27 protein-coding genes, 1 tRNA gene and 1 pseudogene are annotated in these 21,296 nt (G+C 39.1%); 16 read left to right on the top strand and 13 right to left on the bottom strand.

Features of this window, described 5'->3' with window-relative positions; all coding sequences use genetic code 11:
• The first annotated feature begins 86 nt into the window (after positions 1–86).
• Positions 87–680, top strand: a complete 594-nt coding sequence (locus tag O2942_02820; protein ID MDA0781181.1) for a 5-formyltetrahydrofolate cyclo-ligase — start codon at positions 87–89, stop codon at positions 678–680.
• Positions 681–755: 75 nt separating this feature from the next.
• Positions 756–1,502 carry a YebC/PmpR family DNA-binding transcriptional regulator gene (locus tag O2942_02815; GenBank protein ID MDA0781180.1) on the top strand — a complete coding sequence of 249 codons (747 nt, stop codon included), beginning with the start codon at positions 756–758 and terminating at the stop codon, positions 1,500–1,502.
• A gap of 58 nt (positions 1,503–1,560) precedes the next feature.
• Here O2942_02815 and O2942_02810 read toward each other — a convergent pair whose 3' ends face one another.
• Positions 1,561–2,058 carry a DUF4410 domain-containing protein gene (locus O2942_02810; protein MDA0781179.1) on the bottom strand — a complete coding sequence of 166 codons (498 nt, stop codon included), beginning with the start codon at positions 2,056–2,058 and terminating at the stop codon, positions 1,561–1,563.
• Positions 2,059–2,241: 183 nt separating this feature from the next.
• On the opposite strand from O2942_02810, the gene ruvC reads away from it, so the two are divergent.
• The 4 genes from ruvC (at position 2,242) to O2942_02790 (ending at position 5,270) form a co-directional block, all read left to right on the top strand.
• Positions 2,242–2,736: a crossover junction endodeoxyribonuclease RuvC gene (gene ruvC / locus O2942_02805; protein MDA0781178.1), complete on the top strand. Its 495-nt coding sequence runs from the start codon at positions 2,242–2,244 to the stop codon at positions 2,734–2,736.
• 177 nt (positions 2,737–2,913) lie between these two features.
• A complete protein-coding gene (gene ruvA, locus O2942_02800) occupies positions 2,914–3,525 on the top strand; it encodes a Holliday junction branch migration protein RuvA (GenBank protein ID MDA0781177.1) in 612 nt (203 codons plus the stop codon).
• A gap of 183 nt (positions 3,526–3,708) precedes the next feature.
• Positions 3,709–4,143, top strand: coding sequence for a hypothetical protein (locus O2942_02795; GenBank protein ID MDA0781176.1), 435 nt, complete (start codon positions 3,709–3,711; stop codon positions 4,141–4,143).
• Positions 4,144–4,166: 23 nt separating this feature from the next.
• Positions 4,167–5,270, top strand: a complete 1,104-nt coding sequence (locus O2942_02790) for a hypothetical protein (GenBank protein MDA0781175.1) — start codon at positions 4,167–4,169, stop codon at positions 5,268–5,270.
• 141 nt (positions 5,271–5,411) lie between these two features.
• Here the strand turns inward: O2942_02790 and O2942_02785 are convergent, their stop codons facing one another.
• The 4 genes from O2942_02785 to O2942_02770 all read right to left on the bottom strand — a co-directional run bounded on the left by O2942_02785 (position 5,412) and on the right by O2942_02770 (position 7,529).
• A complete protein-coding gene (locus O2942_02785; GenBank protein MDA0781174.1) occupies positions 5,412–5,873 on the bottom strand; it encodes a formyltransferase family protein in 462 nt (153 codons plus the stop codon).
• A gap of 169 nt (positions 5,874–6,042) precedes the next feature.
• A complete protein-coding gene (istB, locus tag O2942_02780) occupies positions 6,043–6,780 on the bottom strand; it encodes an IS21-like element helper ATPase IstB (protein MDA0781173.1) in 738 nt (245 codons plus the stop codon).
• The gene (locus tag O2942_02775) at positions 6,777–7,055 is read right to left on the bottom strand and encodes a hypothetical protein (GenBank protein ID MDA0781172.1); all 279 of its coding nucleotides are present in this window, start codon (positions 7,053–7,055) and stop codon (positions 6,777–6,779) included. Before O2942_02775 ends, istB begins: the two co-directional genes overlap by 4 nt.
• Positions 7,056–7,214: 159 nt before the next feature.
• On the bottom strand, positions 7,215–7,529 hold the full coding sequence (locus O2942_02770) for a DUF2460 domain-containing protein (GenBank protein MDA0781171.1): 315 nt from the start codon (positions 7,527–7,529) through the stop codon (positions 7,215–7,217).
• A 53-nt stretch (positions 7,530–7,582) separates the two neighbouring features.
• Here O2942_02770 and O2942_02765 point away from each other — a divergent pair.
• Positions 7,583–7,690, top strand: a pseudogene (locus tag O2942_02765) (DDE-type integrase/transposase/recombinase).
• A 342-nt stretch (positions 7,691–8,032) separates the two neighbouring features.
• On the opposite strand, the gene O2942_02760 reads toward O2942_02765, so the two are convergent.
• The 3 genes from O2942_02760 to O2942_02750 all read right to left on the bottom strand — a co-directional run bounded on the left by O2942_02760 (position 8,033) and on the right by O2942_02750 (position 9,165).
• Positions 8,033–8,434, bottom strand: a complete 402-nt coding sequence (locus tag O2942_02760; protein ID MDA0781170.1) for a putative toxin-antitoxin system toxin component, PIN family — start codon at positions 8,432–8,434, stop codon at positions 8,033–8,035.
• Entirely contained in the window at positions 8,434–8,694 is a 261-nt protein-coding gene (locus O2942_02755; GenBank protein MDA0781169.1) for a type II toxin-antitoxin system Phd/YefM family antitoxin, read from the bottom strand. Before O2942_02755 ends, O2942_02760 begins: the two co-directional genes overlap by 1 nt.
• 117 nt (positions 8,695–8,811) lie before the next feature.
• Positions 8,812–9,165 carry a hypothetical protein gene (locus O2942_02750; protein ID MDA0781168.1) on the bottom strand — a complete coding sequence of 118 codons (354 nt, stop codon included), beginning with the start codon at positions 9,163–9,165 and terminating at the stop codon, positions 8,812–8,814.
• A gap of 54 nt (positions 9,166–9,219) precedes the next feature.
• On the opposite strand from O2942_02750, the gene O2942_02745 reads away from it, so the two are divergent.
• Together O2942_02745 and O2942_02740 are read left to right on the top strand one after the other, a co-directional pair.
• Entirely contained in the window at positions 9,220–9,765 is a 546-nt protein-coding gene (locus O2942_02745) for a phage tail protein (protein ID MDA0781167.1), read from the top strand.
• 184 nt (positions 9,766–9,949) lie between these two features.
• Positions 9,950–11,056 carry a Fic family protein gene (locus O2942_02740; protein MDA0781166.1) on the top strand — a complete coding sequence of 369 codons (1,107 nt, stop codon included), beginning with the start codon at positions 9,950–9,952 and terminating at the stop codon, positions 11,054–11,056.
• Here the strand turns inward: O2942_02740 and istA are convergent.
• Positions 10,994–11,815, bottom strand: coding sequence for an IS21 family transposase (gene istA / locus O2942_02735; GenBank protein MDA0781165.1), 822 nt, complete (start codon positions 11,813–11,815; stop codon positions 10,994–10,996). The genes O2942_02740 and istA overlap by 63 nt on opposite strands.
• Positions 11,816–11,854: 39 nt before the next feature.
• On the opposite strand from istA, the gene O2942_02730 reads away from it, so the two are divergent.
• Genes O2942_02730 through O2942_02715 form a run of 4 tightly spaced genes read left to right on the top strand, consistent with a single transcriptional unit; the run spans position 11,855 to position 16,176 of the window.
• Positions 11,855–12,592: a GNAT family N-acetyltransferase gene (locus O2942_02730; GenBank protein ID MDA0781164.1), complete on the top strand. Its 738-nt coding sequence runs from the start codon at positions 11,855–11,857 to the stop codon at positions 12,590–12,592.
• A gap of 2 nt (positions 12,593–12,594) precedes the next feature.
• Positions 12,595–12,957 (top strand): hypothetical protein, encoded by a 363-nt coding sequence (locus O2942_02725; protein MDA0781163.1) that lies wholly within the window; start codon positions 12,595–12,597, stop codon positions 12,955–12,957.
• An 18-nt stretch (positions 12,958–12,975) separates the two neighbouring features.
• On the top strand, positions 12,976–14,988 hold the full coding sequence (locus O2942_02720; GenBank protein MDA0781162.1) for a thiamine pyrophosphate-dependent enzyme: 2,013 nt from the start codon (positions 12,976–12,978) through the stop codon (positions 14,986–14,988).
• An 18-nt stretch (positions 14,989–15,006) separates the two neighbouring features.
• The gene (locus O2942_02715) at positions 15,007–16,176 is read left to right on the top strand and encodes a 2-oxo acid dehydrogenase subunit E2 (GenBank protein MDA0781161.1); all 1,170 of its coding nucleotides are present in this window, start codon (positions 15,007–15,009) and stop codon (positions 16,174–16,176) included.
• Positions 16,177–16,426: 250 nt separating this feature from the next.
• Here O2942_02715 and O2942_02710 read toward each other — a convergent pair whose 3' ends face one another.
• Entirely contained in the window at positions 16,427–16,816 is a 390-nt protein-coding gene (locus tag O2942_02710) for a helix-turn-helix transcriptional regulator (GenBank protein ID MDA0781160.1), read from the bottom strand.
• Positions 16,817–16,917: 101 nt separating this feature from the next.
• Here O2942_02710 and O2942_02705 point away from each other — a divergent pair, with 101 nt between their 5' ends.
• A complete protein-coding gene (locus tag O2942_02705; protein ID MDA0781159.1) occupies positions 16,918–17,649 on the top strand; it encodes a LuxR family transcriptional regulator in 732 nt (243 codons plus the stop codon).
• A gap of 113 nt (positions 17,650–17,762) precedes the next feature.
• On the opposite strand, the gene O2942_02700 is transcribed toward O2942_02705, so the two are convergent.
• Both O2942_02700 and O2942_02695 read right to left on the bottom strand, forming a co-directional pair.
• A complete protein-coding gene (locus O2942_02700; protein MDA0781158.1) occupies positions 17,763–17,960 on the bottom strand; it encodes a hypothetical protein in 198 nt (65 codons plus the stop codon).
• Between the two features lie 242 nt (positions 17,961–18,202).
• Entirely contained in the window at positions 18,203–18,448 is a 246-nt protein-coding gene (locus tag O2942_02695; GenBank protein ID MDA0781157.1) for a helix-turn-helix transcriptional regulator, read from the bottom strand.
• Positions 18,449–18,578: 130 nt separating this feature from the next.
• Here O2942_02695 and O2942_02690 point away from each other — a divergent pair, with 130 nt between their 5' ends.
• Positions 18,579–19,016 (top strand): hypothetical protein, encoded by a 438-nt coding sequence (locus O2942_02690; protein MDA0781156.1) that lies wholly within the window; start codon positions 18,579–18,581, stop codon positions 19,014–19,016.
• An 18-nt stretch (positions 19,017–19,034) separates the two neighbouring features.
• On the opposite strand, the gene O2942_02685 is transcribed toward O2942_02690, so the two are convergent.
• Positions 19,035–19,110 (bottom strand) — tRNA-Ala (locus O2942_02685).
• A gap of 126 nt (positions 19,111–19,236) precedes the next feature.
• Between O2942_02685 and O2942_02680 the strand changes: the two genes are divergently transcribed.
• On the top strand, positions 19,237–20,907 hold the full coding sequence (locus O2942_02680) for a tetratricopeptide repeat protein (GenBank protein MDA0781155.1): 1,671 nt from the start codon (positions 19,237–19,239) through the stop codon (positions 20,905–20,907).
• Positions 20,908–21,296: the final 389 nt, after the last annotated feature.

Genomic DNA, 21,296 nt, shown 5'->3' with positions numbered 1-21,296 from the left:
ACGAACTTGGTCTCATGGCGACTCAAGTTTATCTACGGCTTCTGCGGTTCCCATTCTAACCACTTTACTTCAATAGGCTGAACTAAATGTCTAATAAAGCCATAAAAGAAACCTTCAGAACGAAATTTCGGCAAATTAGGGATAAAGTTCCAACATCTGTTAAAGAAGAAGCTGAGAAAAATGCTGCAAAAATATTCTTAGAGAATATAAGTTTAAGCCCTAAAAACATAGTAAGTGCTTATTACCCCGCAAATAACGAGCTTGGAACGCTAGAGCTTTTAAAACAGCTCGCTTCAAAAGGAATCACCACCTGCCTTCCGGTAATAAAAGGTAAAGACTTGCCACTTGACTTTAAAAAATGGCAATATGGTGATAAACTAATACAAAGCAGCTTCTTTAAGCTACAGGAACCCGATGGTGAAGTTGTAAAGCCTGATATTATAATCGTACCTTTTATAGCATTTGATAAAAAACTGAACAGGCTCGGTTATGGTGGCGGATTTTATGACAAGACGCTAAAAAACCTCAAGTCGACAGGAAACAACTTTACATCAATAGGTTATGGGTATTCATTTCAACAAGAAGACGAGCTTCCAACCGGAGAAAATGACGTTCCTCTTGATTATGTAATTACCGAAGAGAGGATTATTAGAAGATTAAACCAAGCAAATGAAGAATAGTAATATTTGCATTTTATGCCGCTTTATGCTTATATGCGTACCCTTTATATATACCAAAAAATACGAGCAGAAGAAATGGCAGGTCATTCAAAGTGGGCAAACATAAAACATAGGAAAGCAGGGCAGGATGCAAAACGTGCTAAAGAGTTCAGCAAGCTTACAAAGGAAATACAGGTTGCAGCAGGCATAGGTCAGCCTGATCCGGATTTTAATCCGAGATTAAGGGCGGCTTTGGCAGCAGCCAGAAAGAACGGTGTTCCAAAAGACAGGATAGACACTGCCGTTAAAAAAGGCTCCGGCGTTATTGAAGGCGAGAACTATGAAGAAATGAGATATGAGGGTTATTCCGCCGGAGGAGTTGCCGTTATTGTAGAAACGCTTACGGATAATAAAAACCGCACCGCAGGGAACGTCCGTTCAATATTTACAAAAGCAGGCGGAAATCTTGGCGAGAACGGCAGCGTTAACTTTATGTTCGATCAGGCAGGAATGATTGAATACAAAGCTGATATCGCATCGCCTGACGAGATTTTTGAAGAGGCGGCACTCGCCGGAGCTGATGACGTTGAATCAGATGACGAAACCCATGTTATAATATGCAGCCCTGATAATTTCGCTGAAGTCCGTGATATATTGGAGCAAAAATTTGGCGAGGCTGAATCGTCCAAACTTGGCTGGAGACCAAAAGACCCTGTTGAACTGGATTTAGAAAAAGCAGAAAAGGTAATTAAACTTATTGAGAACCTCGAAGATGATGACGATGTTCAGGAAGTATATGGCAGCTTTACTATCCCTGATGAAATAGCGGAAATGTTGGCATAAAAAAGTCCGGCAACATTTAGAAGCCGGACTTTTTTTATTTGGTAATTATAATTTATTTTTATTCATTTGATGCTACAGGGGTAGTTTTCGCACCGGTTATTTGTGAAACTACTTTACTAACAGAGTCTTCCATTAATACGTTAGCATTTTGACTCATAGCAATAGCACCACCCAAAGCCCAGCTATTCTTATCAACCGCTATATGACCTAAACGCTCTTTAGTTTCATTGTCAATAACATATACGTCAGCATTAAAGTTAGCATTTCCGGCTGTAAACCCTATCATCATTCTTAATGCTGCATTACCGTCATCATATTCAGTTATATCTCCTGCAACAACCAATGCTTTTCCATCTACCGGCTCTCTGCTCACTTTTTCAAATACTCCTGCAAGGTCAAGCTTGTGTGCTATTTTATCAGCATAATTTTTACCGGCTAAGTCAACCAAAGCACTTGAGCTAGAACCGGGTATTTTATTTTCAAAATCTTGGACAAAAACAACTTCATAATCAGAAAGATCAATCTTTTTAGTGTCTTCTACTGATGCAGACTTCAAAGATGAAGTTGAGCCGCAAGCAGTTAATAATGCACAAAATGATGCAACAAAAATGTGTTTTAAAAAAAATTCATAGTAATACCTAAAATTAATCGTTAGTATGTGTTTGATGTTGTTAAACAAAACAACTTAAAGTTTAAAGCAAGCTTTGTATATATATATAAATTTTAATATCAACAACAAATGAATAAAATATTAGGCATAGACCCCGGACTCGGTCACACAGGTTGGGGAGTTATATCAAAACAAGATAATAAAATCTCATTCATTGCCTGCGGGGTAATAAGCTCAAACCCTAAAGAGAGTCTGGCTTTAAGACTTCTAACAATAAAAAACGGTTTACAGGAAGTTATCAAAGCTTATAATCCCGACCAGTGTGCTATTGAAGAAACCTTTGTAAATAAAAATCCCCTCTCTTCCTTAAAGCTCGGTCATGCACGTGGTGCAGCTATTTTAACCTGCTCGTTAAACGGTCTTAATCCTTATGAGTATGCCGCAACTTTAGTAAAAAAAACCATTGTAGGTGCTGGAAGGGCTGAAAAATCACAAATAGCCATGATGGTAAAGACATTATTACCAAGAGCCGTTATAAAAAGTGAAGATGCGGCAGACGCTCTTGCAGTTGCTATATGTCACTGCCAGCATAGTGCAATTAATAAGTTGCTTGAAACAGTGTAATAAGCTTTTATAATCTGGCATTGAATTTACTTATATTGTCATCCCCGACTTGTTCGGGGATCTTCTGTAAATGGCACGAGATCCCCCTATAATTTTCTACGAAAATTCGGGGGATGACAATAACGGTCATAGTAAATTCAAGTTTACTATACTTACAAAAAACACAAAGGCATTAACATGATAAAAAAGCTTAAAGGACGAATAGACACAATAGATACCGACTCGGTGATAATCGATGTGGGCGGTGTCGGCTATGGGGTTTTTTGTTCCGCCAACACGTTGCGTAATTTGCCTGCTAAAGGGGAAGCTGCGTCTTTACATATCGAAACCCATGTTCGTGAAGACCACATACATCTTTTTGGCTTTTCTACCATCGATGAGCAGGAAACTTTCCGTACCATAACAAAAATAAGCGGTGTCGGCGTAAAAGTTGCACTTGCTATATTATCCGTGTTATCGCCCGCACAGCTTGCAAATGCAATAGCTGCAAAAGATAAGTCGGCTTTCAAGTCAGTTTCAGGCGTAGGCCCCAAATTGGCAGAACGCATAATTACCGAGCTAAAAGGCAAGTTTGAATATTCATCATCACCTACAATAATAACGGGTGATTATACAAATAACATAATGGAATCTAACAAGAATATAAATGATGCAATTTCCGCTCTGGTTAATCTGGGCTATGGTCGTTCCGATGCATATAACGTAATCACAAAAATAGCAGCACAAAACGACAATGCACCCATAGACATTCTGATACGTGACGGCTTAAGGGAGCTTGGAAAAAGTTAAGGTTTTAGAAATACTATAGTTAGAAATGTTAAAATTTAGAATTTACTATAGGTGTAATTAGGTTAATTTTTTAGTTTTTAAAGATTAATAAATTAAATTAATTTGTTGTAGTCCATAGTTTTTTGTGTTATCAGCTTTAGCAAAAGCATAAAAATATCATAAAAATTCAAGCGAGATACATAAATGAACCGTTTATTACAGTCAGTTTTCGTAGTTTTATCGTCAAGTGCGATATCTTTATTTTCATTAGTTAGCAGTGCCAGCCCCTTAACATATCAGCCTACAAACCCGTCTTTTGGCGGAAATCCTTTTAATAGCAGTCACCTAATCGGTCTTGCTAATGAGCAAAAGTCATTTACTTCGGCAAGAACTTCAATACCTTCAAGAGATCCTCTGGACGATTTTTCCAGAACAATTCAAAGAAGTTTGTTAAGCCGTCTTTCTCAGGACATTGCCGATTCGATATTAGGTGAAAATGCTCAAGATTCGGGTAGCTTCCTTATCGGTGATACACAGATATTCTTCGCAAATGACGGTACGAATGTATCAATAGATTTAACCGATCTTACAACCGGTGGAACAACAAACATCATTTTACCTGCTACCGCCGGACAATAAATAATCAATATATAGATAGTAATATGAAAAAGTCTTTTTTCCACATCATTGTGGCAATGTTAATTTTGTCATCATGTGCTTCAGGTGTATCACCGTTCGATTTTGGTTCTGAGCCTCCGCAGATTTCCAGAGCAACCTATGCAGGTACGCTATTAAAGCAGTTGCCTAGGTCGAAAAACAAAACCGTGATATCGACGTATAAATTTATGGATCAAACAGGTCAGCATAAACCGAACTCTAATTTCAGCGAATATTCTAGAGCCGTTACTCAAGGAGGATTGGCCATACTTAATCAGGCATTGTATGATGCCGGAGAGCAGGGTTGGTTTACGGTATTAGAAAGAGAAAATCTTGCCAATCTGGTTCAGGAGAGGAATATAATAGCCAAGATGAGGCAACAATATAAACCTACTGACGGCAGGAGTATAGCACCTCTTCCTCCTATGCTATATGCGGGGGTTATTTTAGAAGGTGGAATCGTATCATATGAAAGCGACCTGTTAACAGGCGGTCTTGGTGCAAGATATCTGGGTATCGGCGGCAATACGCAGTATAGGCAGGACGTTGTTACGGTGTATTTAAGGGCTGTAAGCGTAAAAAACGGTGAGGTTCTTTTATCGGTAAATACTGCTAAAACTGTTTATTCTGCGGCTATCTCTGCAGGTGTTTTTAAGTTTTTAAGTGTGGATAAGTTGCTTGAGATAGAGTCGGGAGTGACTGTAAACGAACCTCCGCAACTGGCGGTGCAACAGGCTATTGAAATGGCTGTTTATTCCATGATAATGGAAGGTGCTATGAAAAAAATATGGCAATTTGAAGACCCTGCATTAGGTAAAGAGGTTATAGAGGATTATATTCAAAGAAAAGAAGAGCCGTATGAAGATTTCGAGAATATTTTTGAAGTGCTTACCAAAAATAATTCTGATATAAATTATCTTAATATGAAGGAAGAAGGATTAACTAAGCTTGAAAAGTTGCGTAGAAGAAGTCAGATGTATAAAAAGCTTAGAATGGATCTGGAAAAGCAAAGAATTGAAAAGCTGAAAAATGTTATCAGAAAGTCTAATACTCCTTCTAACGGTGCTAAGGTTAAGAGTAATAATGAGAAAAGTCAGGAGAAGGATTGATCTGTAGATGAAAGGGTTAGAGGACACTAACACAAGAACCTGAATCAAAAGTTGCCTGATATTTTTTCATTATTTTACGATTTAACGGGTAATGTTACAAATCCGTTTATGAATTGAACTTTTGAAGTTAGAATTATTATTTTAACCGGTCTTAATATCATTTAACCCAAAAACCCGATCAAACTGTCCTTTGTCATTTTCATTTAATGAATCACCTAGCTGCATTACTTCTTTTATAGGTGTATCCCAGACATTTTCACGCTTGTTTGATAATTGTTCAAATATTTCATTCTTGTATTTAGAGTTATGATATGTCCCTTTGCCCGATTGCTTGGTTGCAGGGCATTTACCGGATAGTATATCTTCCATATTATCCTCGAACATCTTAACCATCTCATCGTGCAATTTGTTATATGATGTGGCTAGGGTGTCGTTTTCTATATCAAACTCTACTTTTCTCCGCACTATTATATCGCCGGTATCAATGCCTTCATCAAGGTAATGGATAGTTACACCGAACCGGGTTCCATCAAATAACGACCAAAAATTCGGGTCGGCACCTCGATTAAAAGGCAAATATGATATATGAATGTCAACCCGCATTTAAAATTGACCCACTTTATGCGTCCAAAATTGACCCACCTATAGCGTTGGTTTAGGTGTTATATTTATTACATATTGAATTACTGGTTTTGGATAAAAAAAGGATTGGTTAGCTAGACTTTCATTTATCCTGTGCGTGCCAACCCTTTTTTGTGTTAAGAACTGTCGTTTATTTACGCTTTTTCATGCGATAGCTGTCATTACCTGTCTCAACGATGTCGCAGTTGTGACAGACCCTGTCCAGTAGTGCTGTGGTCATTTTTTTGTCGATAAACACAGTTCCCCATTCGCCAAAGGTAAGGTTTGTAGTTATTATCAGCGATGTTTTCTGGTGTATTTTTGACAGCAGATGGAAGATAAGCTGTCCGCTGTTTTTTGCCGGCGGTAGATATCCTAGTTCATCAAGTACAAGGATGTCGATTTTTTCCATCTGCTTTGCCAGTTTGCCGGATTGCCCGTCCAGTTTCTCGCGTTCAAGCTGATTGGCAAGGTCTACTAGGTTGAAGAATCTTACCTTACAGCCATCCCTTGCAGCTTTGGAGGCTATTGCGACAGCCAAGTGGGTTTTGCCTGTGCCGGGGCCTCCTACCATGATTATGTTTCTGGATGTTTTAACAAATTCGCCAGTATAAAGATGCATAACCTGTTCTGAGTTTATTGGTGTATCGCTAAAAACAAAGTCATTTAAATCTTTGCTCTTAGGGAACTTCGCAGCTTTCATTCTCGTCTGAATGGATTTGAGTTTCCTGCTTTTGATCTCTGATTTTAGTAACTGGTGCAGAGTTGAAGCTATGGTACTTTTGCGTTTTACCGCATCCGATATTACCTCATCATACGCATCTATCATACCAAACAACCTGATGGACTTCATGGACTTAAATATATCGTCCCGTGTGGATTCTGTCATGCCGATACTCCTGATAATAAAAAGTTATAGGCATTACAGTCAGCTCTTGGAACATGCTTTAGAGGCAGGTGGATAATATTGGCATCAGCTTCACTATCAACTGTATCACTCTTCCTTTGTAGAATGTTGAGTATTACATCCTTGCTTATGGCTTTAGATTTTAATGCCTCAGTGCAGGCTGCCGTAACGGACTCCATTGATTCTATCGGAATATACGATAATATATGGGCGAAGTCCCTTGCCCCATTTGTCTGTTGTTCAAGGTGTTGGCACACCTGATTCAGCTCATCGGGCAGGCGGTCGGCTCAATCCTATAGTGTGCACAAAGCCTGGCAAAGTTTTGGTTCCACCTGCGCTCCTTGCCACATAAAACCTTTGATACCGCAGTCGGCATATTATCATAAATGCCTCGTGCCGGAGTGCCTCCAAAGAACTCAAATGCACGGATAGAGCTTTACCAACTGAAACTCAGTGGTGCTATCATCGCCAACGCCAATTTGAACGTTTTCAGCCTTATAATCGCTCCAATCCTTGAATCGGAAACCCACCGCCTTACCACGCCGCGCACGGAAAAAAGCAATCAGTGCTGCCCACCGGCTTTCGGTTTTAATGCCCGATGCCACATTATATTTAGCGCGGGACTGGCTCCATTTGCTGTTGCACTGCTCATAGCCCGAAACGCTAGCCACCACATCGGTCATAAACATAGGGCCACCGGTTGCGCCGTAGCTGAAGCTGAGCCAAAGCAATTAAACCAATTACTAACAGTTAATAAAGGTTGGGGCTGAATAAAGAGGCTGAAATTGAGATAAGGCAGAACAAATATCTGAATAATCGGATTGAAGGAGACCATAGGTTTATAAAACGAATTGTCCGGCCGATGCTGGGATTTAAATCATTTGCAAGCGCCAATTTTACCGACAAAAAGGAAAAAGAGCTCGCGCCAGCACATGTTTCAGAATCCAATCTGTCTATCTTCCAACGCATCGGCCATTTTTTAGGCTTTGGCAAAGAACAAAATGAAGCAAGCGAAACGCCGCCTGAACACCAATATTCTGGAAGTTGGAGCAAAGATGAAAAGCCAGATTATAAGCCCGAAATAGAGCAAGAACGGGAATCCGTTCGCATCCTTAACCAGCAGGATTTCATCAAGCTACGCGAAGAATTTAAGCAAAAAGCCCAAAACGCCGAGGCCATACAAGACTTGGAACAAGAGCCTGAGCCTGATACAGGCTATAAGTTGGAGCGGTGATTATTTAGTATTAAGAAAGTCAGCAGGAGTAAGAATATTGATATTCCGATAAGGATGAAGCGTCAATAAATCCTGATCCCCTGATATAATGATATCAGCATCACCGCTGACAGCCACTTCAAGAAACTTGTTGTCTTTACTATCCCTGCAATCGGTTATAACGCAATTAACGGCTATTTTATGCCATGATCGGTGAATACGCGCTAAAAAACCAGTAATATCCTCTTCGTCAATATATTTTGAGAATTTAGGACGTGAAAGAACCGTCGAAATCTCTTCTAAAACGTCTGTAGAATAAAGAACAGAACCCATTTTTTCAGCCTCCTGCAAGGCTCTTGCAGGAGACGACGTTCCTATCATCAAAGCACTTATAATAACGTTAGTATCACAAACAAAACGCATTAATTTTCATCTTTTAGCATATCATTAAGGAGACTTTCGGTAAGCCCGCGTTCTTTGGCTTTTTGAGCCGTTTTTTTACGGAATTCTTGAAATTCTTCAAGATTTAAACGTGTTAAACGCTCATAATCAGCCATTGAAATAATGGCTGCAATCTCACGTTTTTGCTTCTCAATGATCACTGGTGCGTGTTGAGCACTGTCAATCAATGCACCAAAAGACTGTTTAGCTTCGGTTGCTGAAATATGCGTAATATCATCCATAAAATTACCTCCATGTAGTTACCATTATAGACAAAATAGACAAAATAGTCAATTTCTTTTGAAGAATTAATGTTGCCGCCTATGCCCACGGCGTAGGCGGCGCGATATTTTGGCGGTTTACGGCTCTTTTTCTTTCTGATTTAAAAGTCCGATAACCTGCATCGCCTGTTCAACTGATAAACGGTTAAGTTTCAAGCTTATATGTTCATCTGTCCAGATTTCGGCGCTACCATTATCTGCTTTGCAGATAGACGGACAAAACATAGTTTCAATCTCCCTTACCCCATATAACGACCGTGATATAATCAACGGCAACCTGCAAACAAGAATCTCAAAACTAACTCTGGCAGACGGCACAAACCGCAATGTCCATGAGATTTTCTTTGATACTAACGCTAAACTTCTTAATTCATTGCAATTAACTTTAGCAAATGATAATAACGAATTGGGAATACAACTTAAAATTAGCATTTTAGGATTTTTACCATGGCATTTGACATCACAATACAGCACGATCTCAAGTAATTGAGTCGGAGTTTAAGCACGCTTGAAAAGCAGGTCGCACCGCAGGCAACAATACGCACGCTGAATCGTGTGGCAGAGAGTGCCAAAGTGGCAAGTGCCAGACACATCGCACCACAAATGAACAGCAGGCAGGCTGGCGTGAAGCGGCATATTGAAACGCAGAAGGCAACCTTCAAACGTTTGTGGGCAACACTGGTGGCGCGTGATCGTGCGTTGCAGCTCATTGAGTTTGTGGTGGGCAGCAAAAAACCAACCCAGCAAAAGGGTGGCAAGCGTGGGCTGGTCAAGGCCAAGGTCTATGGTAAGACACGCACCTACAGCAAGGCTTTCATCGCTCCGCGTCGCAGCGGGTCAAGCAATACTACGGTCTACATCCGCAAAGGCAAGGAGCGTAAGCCGGTCAAGCAGATGTATGGTCCTGGCATCATGCAGCTGTTCCGGCAGCGTGAGAACGATCAGGTGATGCAAACAACGATACGGGAACGCTTCCCGATTGAGTTTGCACGCAACCTTGCTTTTTACGTTAGTCGTATAAAATCCAGATAGCAAAGCCTCTCAAATCGAAAAGCAGCTTTCGAATTTCGAAAGGCGAGCGTTGTTTTTGTGGCAAAAAATGTTAAAAAATGATTTGCGGTGAATAATTACGCTATTCTCCGCAAGATATGCAGAAAATAACCTTGCAAATGCGGCGAATAACAACTACAATCTCCTTATAATATGCGGAGATTATATGTATATCCATGAATCAAAAGACTGGCCAAGCTTTACGTTTAATCAGGCGGAACTCTCCGTACTGCTTGCCGATGTGCGGCATCTACAGGGTAAATTACTGGGAAGAATGGAAGCACTTGGCTTTAACTTGAGAGAAGAAGCTACACTGCAAACACTGACTCATGATGTCATAAAAACATCTGAAATTGAGGGCGAAAAGCTGGACACTGAGCAAGTTCGCTCTTCCATCGCACGTAGGCTTGGTATGGATATTGGTGCATCAACACCCGCAACACGAGACGTTGAAGGTATCGTTGAAGTGATGCTGGATGCTACACAAAAATACGACAAACCTCTTACCAAAATTCGTTTGTTTGATTGGCATGCGGCACTTTTTCCCACTGGTCGCAGCGGTATGCAACGCATCAATGTTGGAAATTGGCGCGATGAAAAAAGCGGTGCAATGCAGGTGGTTTCCGGCCCTTTCGGCAAAGAAAAGGTGCATTATGAAGCACCAACATTCGACCGTTTAGAGAAAGAAATGCAGCGTTTTATTCAGTGGTACAACGCTAAAGCTGAAACGGATTTAGTCATCAAAGCGGCTTTAGCACATTTCTGGTTTGTGACCATTCACCCGTTTGATGATGGCAACGGGCGTATTGCACGTGCCATTGCTGATATGACGCTGGCACAATCTGAGCGAAGCAAACAGCGTTTTTACAGCATGTCATCGCAAATACAAACAGAGCGTAAAGCGTATTACGACGTACTGGAAAGCTGCCAAAAAGGAACGCTGGATATAACGCCGTGGATTAAATGGTTCTTAGAGTGCTTAAAGCATGCCACCCTCGCATCCGATGAAATGCTTGAAGCAGTGCTGACCAAGGCACGCTTTTGGGATGCACACGCCAGTGAGTCCTTTAACGAACGACAGCACATTATCATCAATCGTTTGCTTGATGGTTTTGAAGGAAAGCTAACCTCATCCAAATGGGCGAAGATTAGCAAATGCTCCCAAGACACAGCGCTTAGGGATATCACGAACCTGGTTGACCGTCGCATCTTACAAAAAGATGACGCCGGTGGTCGCAGCACGAGCTACCATCTTACAGTCTTTCAGTGCTAATCCAAATGGTACATTTGTTCCTGTTGCAAACCCTATTAATAATATTGGCACTAACAATAGTGAAAGAACAACTTTATCAGCATAGGATTTGCACTGCACTATTTTGCCTGCACATGAGCAATGAACGCTATAACTATTGCTATCAAAACGAGCCAAGCAAGTGGTCGATATTTTGATGTTGGTCTCCTTGCAGCCATCGAATAATAGTGGTGCTGACACTAGTGATGGCTGTTCTTTTTGAAAAACTTCATCCAACGTTTTGTCTTTAAACTCAGGGTGTTTGTGCGTTTTATTATAGGTGGCAAGTTGACTTGCTAATCGGTCATTAAGCTCTTGCAGGCTACTGCCTTCAGGCATCGGTGTGAAAAACTGCTCACGGGAGATTTTAACTTGACGCTCGACTATGCCTTTCTCGTTGCCGCTAGCGGGGTTGCAGGCCGTCGGTTCAACTCGATAATGCGCACAAAGACTTTCAAAATGAGGGTTCCACTCCCGCTCTTTCCCTGCTAAAACCTTTTTTACCGCCGTCGGCATGTTGTCGTAGGTGCCACGAATCGGAGTGCCGCCGAAGAACTCAAACGCACGTATATGTGCATCAAAAACCATCTCATGCGTCTCGTTCGGGTAAATATAGACAAATCTTTTACGCGAATAGCACAGGACAAAATGCGCAACTTTTACCGTTACGATTTCACCATTTATAATTATTTTATCCGTACTCCAGTCAAACTGATATGCCTCACCAGGGGCAAATGACATCGGCACACATGCAACAGGGCTGACATAGAAAAAAACTAGTTGTACTATTCTGTATCTATTGAACCTACCAAGGCTAGTAGTTTAATAAAAAGATTATTTAGTGCATTTTTGAAAGGCAACTTAAAAAGAGGCTTTTCAATGATAGAGTGTTTCTCACTTACCAATGCATATCTTTTAGGTGATGTAATTTCATCCATGCACCGCTTGCGTTATAAAGAGTTTGTTGAGCGTTTGGAGTATAATGTACCATGTCATGACTCTATGGAATATGACCAGTATGATACTCTAGCTGCGGTACACTTTGTATGGCGTGATAATTTCGGCAAAGTGGGTGCGTCTTTGCGTATTAGCCCAACAACAAAACCATATATGATAAAGGATATTTGGCCATACACAGTTGAAAACATGGAGCTACCCTCATCAGATGATGTATGGGAAGCTACTCGCTTATGTGTAGATAAAAATCTACCGAAAGATATGCATTATAATATTCATGCTCAACTTTTATGTGCTTTGCAAGAATATGCATTATCAAATAAAATTTCTAGTTATATAGGCATAGCTCCACCGGGACTTTGGAAATACACCTTCATTCGCTTTGGGTGGCCAATTCATTTTCTGGGTGGCTCTCATAAAATAGAATACAAAGAAAATATTCGTGCAGGGCTTATGGAAGTTTCAGAAGAAATATTACAAAATATTCGTTCCATTAATAATATAACAGGCAACGTTTTAAAGGTCACTCCACAATCACAAATTATAAAGAATGTAGCATAATTATGGAAATAGAAATTAATAACAAATCATTAACTCAAGCTCAACTTGATACCATTAATGAAACGGTGAACGGACTTAATTTTATTGCACTCAATTTAGAGAAAAATAAATTACAACAATTATCTCGTCTAGTTAGAGCTGTAATGGTTGACTTTATTTCATGGAGTAAAAATAGCTATATGCTAAATAATAAATCATGTGATGAAGAGTATTTTGATGAATACTTGATAGATACAAGCATGTTAGCTGCAATGGAATTCTTAGCAAAATTTGCACTACTTGACGACATTAAAATAAAGAATGAATTTATTGAAATTATTTCAAAAATGGAGAGCGTGCTTAGTCCAAATAAGAAACATAATTAGTATATTAATGGAGGAAAGATGTTATCAAAAAATGCAGTAATATTTCCTATCAATGGCAATATTATACCAAATGAACCTAAATATAATAAGCTTGAGAAATACTATTACGATCTTCATAAAGTAATGCTAGTCTCAAGAGAGGCTGAGAATCGTGAGGCAATATTATTCAGACAGGGAAAAGGATTGTTTCATTTACCCGGAGCAGGGCATGAGGCAATAGCTCTTCTTAAGGGCTACCTTGACAAGAATGATAAAATTTTTCCACACTATAGGGACAAAGCATTAATGCTTGCTTTGGGGGTTCCGCTTTACCAACTTGCACTTGATTATTTTGGAAAAGCAGACTCCTCAAGTGGGGGTACTCAAATGTCTAGCCATTTTTACGCCCCCGAATACAATGTTTTAAGTTGTGCTACACCAACCGCTCTCCAAGCTTTACCTGCAGCGGGTGTGGCATGGGCTAAGAAAATAAAAGGTGATTATAGCTTAAGCATTTGCATTACAGGGGAAGCATCTATACGTCAAGGTGAATGGCTTGAAGCTTTGGTTTTTGCAATACAGGAAAATCTGCCCCTTGTGTTGATTGTTGAGGATAATGGTTATGGAGTAAGTACCCCAACAGATAAGATGACATTACCAATAATGCGGATGATACCAAGAGACTCATTTAATTTTACCGAAGTGCAAGATATTATTGCAACCGATGAGTGTTTCAAAAATGCAATAAGCAAAGCTAGAGATGAACAGGGGCCACAAGTAATATGGATGAAATGTCCAAGAATAATGTCTCATACTTCTTCTGATGACCAACGTAAATACAGAAGTAGTGACGAAATGGCTTCACTAAAAAATACCGACCCTATATTAGCTCTTGAAACACTTATCAAAGATCATGACGAAAATTACCATAATGAACTTTCTTTTATTAGAAATGATATTAAAGAAGACGTACAAGAAACTTATTTGAGAGCAAGTCAAGCAGCCGATCCAAATCCGTCGAGGATTTCTAATAATGTTTTAGCTAAGGAATGTAAATTAGAATGTCAGGCATTACCTGATGACAGAGAGTGGAATATGGCTGAAGCCATTAATTATACATTAACTAATCTAATGAAGAAAGATCCAAACATTTTTATGTTCGGAGAAGATATTGAAGACCCTAAAGGGGGAGTATTTGGTTTGACTAAGGGATTATCGAAAAATTTTCCTTCTCGTGTTTATAATTCACCTCTTTGTGAGGCTACAATTGCCGGTGTTTCATCAGGTATGTCTCAAGAAGGATTGCTCCCAATCTTTGAGCTTCAATTTGTTGACTTTTCAGGTCCTGCATTAAATCAAATTATGAATCAGATTTCTACCTTGCGTTGGCGTACTGCGGGAAGACAATCATCCCCTTTAGTTTTTCTTGCCCCCTGTGGAGGATATATTTCAGGAGGTGGGATGTGGCATAGCCAAACTTTAGAATCGCTTTTTGCTCAAATGCCCGGCTTAAGAGTTGTAATGCCTTCAAACCCAAGGCAAGCGTCTGAAGCTATACATAGGGGTGTTGAAGGTTTTGACCCTGTTGTAATATTGCTTCCAAAGAAGCAGTTTTTTAGAAAACGATGTATTGATGAAATGAAACATGATGATATCCTTGCTGAAGGAAATGATATTACTATTGTAAGTTGGGGAAATGGTATAGAGCTTTGCGAAGAAGCATCACTATTGTTATCAAGTAACTATAAGCTAAATTGTGATCTTATTTGTTTACAATCTCTTTCACCCTTAGATTTATCTCATGTAAGAAAGTCAATTAAAAAGACAGGAAGAATTCTAATCGTCCAAGAATCGACTCGGCACTGTAGTGTCGGACAGGCTATAATTGCAGAACTATCATGCGATACAGAATGTTGGGATAATCTTTTTTCACCTCCAAAACTTGTTAGTCGTGCTGATGTTCATGTTCCGTTCCACTACGAAACCTCACTTTCAGTATTGCCATCTGTTGAGGATGTATGTAATGCTTCTAGAGAGCTTGTTTCTATTTAATTTATAAGTTTTGATACTATGACTGAAGTTTTATTATACGCACCTCAGCTTGGTGAGGGTATTAAGAACCTTAAGGTTGCTCATATTCACAAAAATTCCGGTGATAATGTCCTATCGGATGAAGTGCTTCTAAGTGTAGAAACTGATAAAGCATTGGTTGATATTGAGTCTCCTAGTAGTGGATTCATAAAATCCATTTATTGTAAGGTAGGTGATACAGTAGATATAGGAAAATTACTAATAAAAATTGAAAGTGAGAAAAACAACGAAGAGTCTACGTTGTGTATGAGTAATCCTGTAATAAGTGGTGCTGAACCTTCATTTCCGGTATTAGTATCTGATAGGGATAATACAAGCATAGTCGGATTAAGCCCCAGAATTATTGGTTATTGTCGACGTAATAATATACCGATAAATAGTTTAAAACAAATAGAAGGAACAGGCGAAGATGGACGGATACGACTTCAAGATGTAATTTCATTTGTTAACAAGCTTCCATCCCTAAAGCAAATTAAGGCTCACACAGCATCTCTTGCTCCAGCTTGGTTAAAAGAAAGTATTGAAAGTGAAGCACTCGACTTAAGCTTTAAAACAGTGCTTATATCAAAAACTCAAAAACAACTAAATTTTGCTATAACACGTTCTCTTACCGTGCCTCAAGCATCAGTTTCAGTTTCTGCTGAACTGCCTGACAAACCACTTGCATTTATTGTAGAATCTATTGTAAAGGTTAGTCAGAAATTTGAAAAGCTTCGTGCGGAATACGTTGATGAAAATACAATGAAAATTCACAATACATGTAGTATAGGATGCGCGGTTGCTTTACCTGATGATAATATTACAACAGTTGTATATGATGCTAGCTTGCACTTTGAAAAAGAAGAGTTCATGAAACACTTAATTTTAGAAGTCAACCAGATCCGCCGTCAGAAACAACCTAAAGAAATTATAAAAAGGCATTCAGTATCAATTTCTGATATGTCAGGGTTTGGAGTTGAAGATGCATCACCATTTGTAGTTAGTCCCGCAATAGCAACCCTATTTATAGGTAGCAAATCTATTTCTGGCCTTTCAAAACTAACACTGGCATTTGATCATCGTGTTATGAATGGTGCGTATGCAGCAAGGATTTTAAAAGCTATTAAATTATACCAAAAGCACAAAAATTCTGACAGCATAACATACTAGAAGGTTTACTTAGGTATAATTATGACTGCCCATATCAAGTGGAACGGCCATCCCCGTGCCTGAACCTACCTCACTTTAGTGGCCAATCCATTACGACTCATTTGCTTCATCCTCTTAAAAGTAGTGAATTACTCTTAACAGATTGGCCTAGAATGGTGGTAGGTTCAAAAAGGTTGTCCTCTAAATGCTTGACAGACCAGCTATAGAATTTGTATTTTCGTTGACACCTATTTGGTATCGTTTCTCTTGCTTATTTTTTATATTTAGCATTATTAGCAATTATTTTAGATAAATCCAATACAACAGACCTTAATTCTGGAGAGGAAATTTTTTTAAAATTCTTTATAAGACTTAATAATGCTTGATCTTCAATATTATTATCACATGTAGAATCAACTGTATTCTTTTTAAGTAATATCTCCTCAAAAAAGTAATTAGGATCCACATTTAATATCTTACAAATCTGATAAAGCCTACTTCCACCGACTCTATTTAATCCAGTTTCATATTTTTGTAGTTGCTGAAAGGTGACCCCTATTTTTTCTGCAAGCTCTTGTTGAGTCATCCCAATTGAGTTCCTAGATAACCTAAGACGCTTCCCAATATATTTGTCAATATCATTTAATAATAAGTCACTCATAATATGAGGTTATCTCAATATATTAAAACTATAAGTTGAATTATGTTTTATATAACTATAAATTGTTTAGGTAGTAAATGTAAAGTATGATTTAGGTAAAAATGCTTGTTGATAATTTTATTGATGAATCTTACCAATTAAAAGATAGTGAGAAACTAATTGGTCTATTTGAAAGGGCAATATCTAGCCTAGGATTTGATAAATTTGTCTATAGCTTTATGACGGAACAGCCTTCTATTAAGGAGACTGCAAAACATGGTGTTATTAGAAGCTACCCTGATGACTGGATGAAGCATTACTTAGAAAAGGATTATATTAACATTGATCCAACATATAGGCTTGCACTAAGAACACCGGGTGTTTTTAGTTGGAAGGAATTAGAGGAAAGAATATCTTTACCCGAAATCTCTGTAAAAATGATGCGTGAAGCTCAGGATGCAAATATAAAATCAGGTGCTTCGGTTTCAATTCACGGTATGAACAATGATGTGGTAGGAATGGGATTTGCCAGTTCCGAAAATGATGCAAATACTAGTAAATGTAGCTTGCATAGGTTACATGCTTTAGCACACCAATTTCATCTAGTATATACAGATATTTTTAGTCTGGAAAATAACAACGTTTTTATAGAAGATGTTGTACTTACTGGTAAAGAGCGTGACGTTTTAATTTGGTGTAGTCGGGGTAAAAGTAACAGTGTAATAGCAGATATTGTAGGAACTTCTGAACATACAGTGCATTTCCATTTAAAAAATATTTTCAAAAAATTGCAAGTTAATGATCGAACAACAGCTGTTCTATTAGCATATAAGAAGCGTTTAATTAGTATTTAATAAGTATTATCTACAAAACTGCAGTGGCTATACTTTTGAACCTACTACCCCAAAAAGGATATTACGTTAAGAGTGTTTAACTATGTGTAATACGAGTCCTACCAATTTGTCTGCTAAAGTTGGGTAGGTTCAAGTCCAGAAGGTTTAAAATTATTCCCTTTAAAATTAACCTCGTTATCTACTAAAATATATCCATTAGATTCTGGCCAGTACTGTAGTGTTTTTGCAGCTCCATAAATATGAATGTCAGCAACTACGCCCCCATATGGGCGTGAAGAAGATGGCAATACGTTATCTGCAAATTCACCCAAGAACCCATCAACAATTTGAGGTGCAGAAGCCGCTCCTCGGGAGCATTTTCTGCACTCGGCCCGCCTCTAAGGACAAATTCTAACTTATCTCCAGTAGTATTGTCCGTCATTGAATAAACTATAAGCAAATGCAGTGGTTATACTTTAGCAGACAAATCCTATACAAGGATTTTAACCTAAAGGAAGATTATCATGAGAAGGAAAAAGAGTTTTTATGTCTGCTTCAGTAAAATTACCCATTTTTAATTTCCTGCTTTAAGAGGCTTATCATCAAACTTAGGTGGCTTATCACCGAAAAGCAGCCAAGTTGGGTTAACGCCAAGTATGTCAGAAAAAGCTGCCAGCTCGGAATCTCTTACAATCCGTTCACCACGCTCTATATTTGATAAAGTGTTCTGAGTCATTTCAATCCCATGATCTACAGATATCGGCTGTGGCCGTACCAAGGCATGGCAGATGTGGACATACGCACTGCTTAAAATCGTCACACGCCTGAATGCCAAGATGGGAGTACATTAAAATGTTCGAACAAAAAAAGACTAAACAAGATGAACAATTTCTGGCATTATCACAGATAGAATCGCCGGAGGTGTGAAAAAGCCATGGCGATTACTGATCTTGAACCATTCCGCCCATATAACCCGCAAGCTGGTGAAAGATATCTGGGATAATGAACAAAGTGGCAATGGCATAAACCGTGAAGCACTACAGCAAAGCATTAAAAATATTGAGCATCAGATTGAGCAGCTCTTTGATCGAATCGTAAAAGCCGAAAGCGAAACGCTTATCAAAGCATATGAAACAAAAGTGATGAAATTGGAAACTGAAAAAGCATCACTTGAGGCAAAACTGGCGAATTTTAGCGCTGGTCCCATGAGCTTTGAAGAAAGTTTTCAAACCGTTTTTGATTTCCTCGAAAATCCGCAGAAACTTTGGCATTCTGACGACCTTCTAGACAGAAGATTGTTGCTAAAACTGGTATTTACAAGACCACTGGCATATCAGCGAAATGAGGGTTTTCAAACCGCCTCTATCGTGCTGCCATTCGGGCGTTGATTAATGACAATTCGGTTTTGGTGGAGCCTAGCGGGGTCGAACCGCTGACCTCCTGCGTGCAAAGCAGGCGCTCTACCAACTGAGCTAAGGCCCCATAAAAGAGATTGGAAGCGAGCTTTTACAACATAATGTTGTTGCGGTCAATATTCTTTTTTAATTTTATCGTTTTTTTTATGGGGGTGTTCGATACAGATTGTTTTCCGGATATTGATTTGTTATTGTGGCACAAGATGCAATTTTTGATTTGGTTGTGGGAGATATTAATATCATGTGGAATAAATACACTTCTTATGCAACTATAGTTATGGCTTTGGTTGCGGTGTTAACTTTGATAATGGGATTCAAGGAGGAGGTCAAACATACAGCTAATATTCAAATAGGTAATGGTAATGCGAATGTCGGTGATGGTGGTAACGTTCAAACGGGTGGTAATAACATTAACGTCGGTGATAATAGTAATGTTACAATAGGCATTACTCTTGAGCAGCATCACGAATATTTGCAAAGAGAACGAGAACGCATAAAAGCCGAAATGGAAAAAGCACATGGTGCGGAAAAGCAGGAACTTCTACAGAAAATCAGCGTTTTAGATAGTAAGCTTATTGATGAAGCCAGCATTAGAAAAAGCTATGAGGAACACATCGAGTTCCTGAAAGAGCGTGTGGCAGCACTTGAGCAGTTAAAGGACGGAGGCATTTCCGTCGGGCTGATTGAGGAGGCAAAATCTGCCTTGTTAAACAGGGATACCTCAAAAGCCGATGATTTGTTTAAGCAGGTTAGTGAAAATGAACAGGCGGCAGTTGAGCGTGCCGCTTTTGCTAACTTTCAGCGTGCTAAAATAGCACAAGATAAACTTAAATATCATCAGGCATTGGAATTTTATGAAACCGCGGCAAGGTTGGATAATAAAAACGGGCTTTATTTAAATGACGCCGGCTATATGGCTCATGAATTAGGCGAGTATGACAAGGCGATCGGTTATTATGAAAAAGCACTTGCGAGTGATTTAAAGACCTATGGCGAGTGGCATCCGAATGTCGCAATCAGGTGGAATAACCTTGGGAGTGCATTTGATAACAAGGGCGAGTATGACAAGGCGATCGGTTATTATGAAAAAGCACTTGCGAGTGATTTAAAGACCTATGGCGATGGGCATCCTTCTGTTGCAATCAGTTGGAATAACCTTGGGGTGGCATTTCGTAACAAGGGCGAGTATGACAAGGCGATCGGTTATTTTGAACAGGCACTTGCGAGTGATTTAAAGACCTATGGCGATGGGCATCCAAGTGTTGCAATCAGTTGGAATAACCTTGGGTTGGCATTTCGTAACAAGGGCGAGTATGACAAGGCGATCGGTTATTTTGAACAGGCACTTGCAAGTGATTTAAAGACCTATGGCGACGGGCATCCAAGTGTTGCAATCAGGTGGAATAACCTTGGGTTGGCATTTGGTAACAAGGGCGAATATGACGAGGCGATCGGTTATTATGAAAAAGCACTTGCGAGTGATTTAAAGACCTATGGCGACGGGCATCCGTCTGTTGCAATCAGTTGGAATAACCTTGGGGAGGCATTTCGTAACAAGGGCGAATATGACAAGGCGATCGGTTATTATGAAAAGGCACTTGCAAGTGATTTAAAGACCTATGGCGACGGGCATCCGAATGTTGCAATCAGGTGGAATAACCTTGGGTTGGCATTTAGTGACAAGGGCGAGTATGACAAGGCGATCGGTTATTATGAGAGTGCATTGGCAATTATTGTGGCAAAGCTTGGTGAAAATCATCCTTATGCAAAAATCACAAGAGAAAACATAGCTGTCGCTCAGGCAAAAAAAGGGGCTAAAAGCCATAATGCTATAAGTAGCTCGGACACTATGGTCAAGCCATAGTATGACGGGTATCGGTCTAATGAAATCATACGATTTTTCGGCACACTCTCACATATTACAAAAAATAATTGTAAAATTATATATTCTACAAATTTTTTTGAGTAATTATTTGCTTGTGTATTGATTTTGTTCATGTTATAAGGCGGTCAAGTTTGTAATTGGCTATAGAAAATTTAATTATCATTGTCATTCCACGAATTTGTTTAGTAAAACAAATTATAGTGGAATCCATATTCTAAAAAGTTAGGAAACTTTTTAGATATTGAAAAGTTTTCCTAAACTTTTCAAATTGGATCCCATGATAAAAAATTTTACTAAATTTTTTTCATAGGATGACACGAGAAGTAAATTCAAATTGGCTATATTTTTTCGGTGTCTGTTAATGTTTT

This window comes from Pseudomonadota bacterium (assembly GCA_027620075.1).
Classification (GTDB): Bacteria; Pseudomonadota; Alphaproteobacteria; order Rickettsiales; family UBA6187; genus 1-14-0-20-39-49.
The sequence above is the reverse complement of the archived record's forward strand: the minus strand, read 5'-3'. Positions and strand labels throughout refer to the sequence as shown.

What these genes read in the sequence shown, in the direction of transcription:
- O2942_02725 (MDA0781163.1), top strand. Translation starts at nt 12,595, where the DNA reads ATGGAAATAGAAATTAATAACAAATCATTAACTCAAGCTCAACTTGAT.
- O2942_02755 (MDA0781169.1), bottom strand. Translation starts at nt 8,694, where the DNA reads ATGGATGATATTACGCATATTTCAGCAACCGAAGCTAAACAGTCTTTT.
- ruvC (MDA0781178.1), top strand. Translation starts at nt 2,242, where the DNA reads ATGAATAAAATATTAGGCATAGACCCCGGACTCGGTCACACAGGTTGG.
- O2942_02790 (MDA0781175.1), top strand. Translation starts at nt 4,167, where the DNA reads ATGAAAAAGTCTTTTTTCCACATCATTGTGGCAATGTTAATTTTGTCA.
- ruvA (MDA0781177.1), top strand. Translation starts at nt 2,914, where the DNA reads ATGATAAAAAAGCTTAAAGGACGAATAGACACAATAGATACCGACTCG.
- istB (MDA0781173.1), bottom strand. Translation starts at nt 6,780, where the DNA reads ATGACAGAATCCACACGGGACGATATATTTAAGTCCATGAAGTCCATC.
- O2942_02740 (MDA0781166.1), top strand. Translation starts at nt 9,950, where the DNA reads ATGTATATCCATGAATCAAAAGACTGGCCAAGCTTTACGTTTAATCAG.
- istA (MDA0781165.1), bottom strand. Translation starts at nt 11,815, where the DNA reads ATGTCATTTGCCCCTGGTGAGGCATATCAGTTTGACTGGAGTACGGAT.
- O2942_02795 (MDA0781176.1), top strand. Translation starts at nt 3,709, where the DNA reads ATGAACCGTTTATTACAGTCAGTTTTCGTAGTTTTATCGTCAAGTGCG.
- O2942_02705 (MDA0781159.1), top strand. Translation starts at nt 16,918, where the DNA reads ATGCTTGTTGATAATTTTATTGATGAATCTTACCAATTAAAAGATAGT.
- O2942_02820 (MDA0781181.1), top strand. Translation starts at nt 87, where the DNA reads ATGTCTAATAAAGCCATAAAAGAAACCTTCAGAACGAAATTTCGGCAA.
- O2942_02720 (MDA0781162.1), top strand. Translation starts at nt 12,976, where the DNA reads ATGTTATCAAAAAATGCAGTAATATTTCCTATCAATGGCAATATTATA.
- O2942_02760 (MDA0781170.1), bottom strand. Translation starts at nt 8,434, where the DNA reads ATGCGTTTTGTTTGTGATACTAACGTTATTATAAGTGCTTTGATGATA.
- O2942_02710 (MDA0781160.1), bottom strand. Translation starts at nt 16,816, where the DNA reads ATGAGTGACTTATTATTAAATGATATTGACAAATATATTGGGAAGCGT.
- O2942_02785 (MDA0781174.1), bottom strand. Translation starts at nt 5,873, where the DNA reads ATGCGGGTTGACATTCATATATCATATTTGCCTTTTAATCGAGGTGCC.
- O2942_02815 (MDA0781180.1), top strand. Translation starts at nt 756, where the DNA reads ATGGCAGGTCATTCAAAGTGGGCAAACATAAAACATAGGAAAGCAGGG.
- O2942_02715 (MDA0781161.1), top strand. Translation starts at nt 15,007, where the DNA reads ATGACTGAAGTTTTATTATACGCACCTCAGCTTGGTGAGGGTATTAAG.
- O2942_02750 (MDA0781168.1), bottom strand. Translation starts at nt 9,165, where the DNA reads ATGCTAATTTTAAGTTGTATTCCCAATTCGTTATTATCATTTGCTAAA.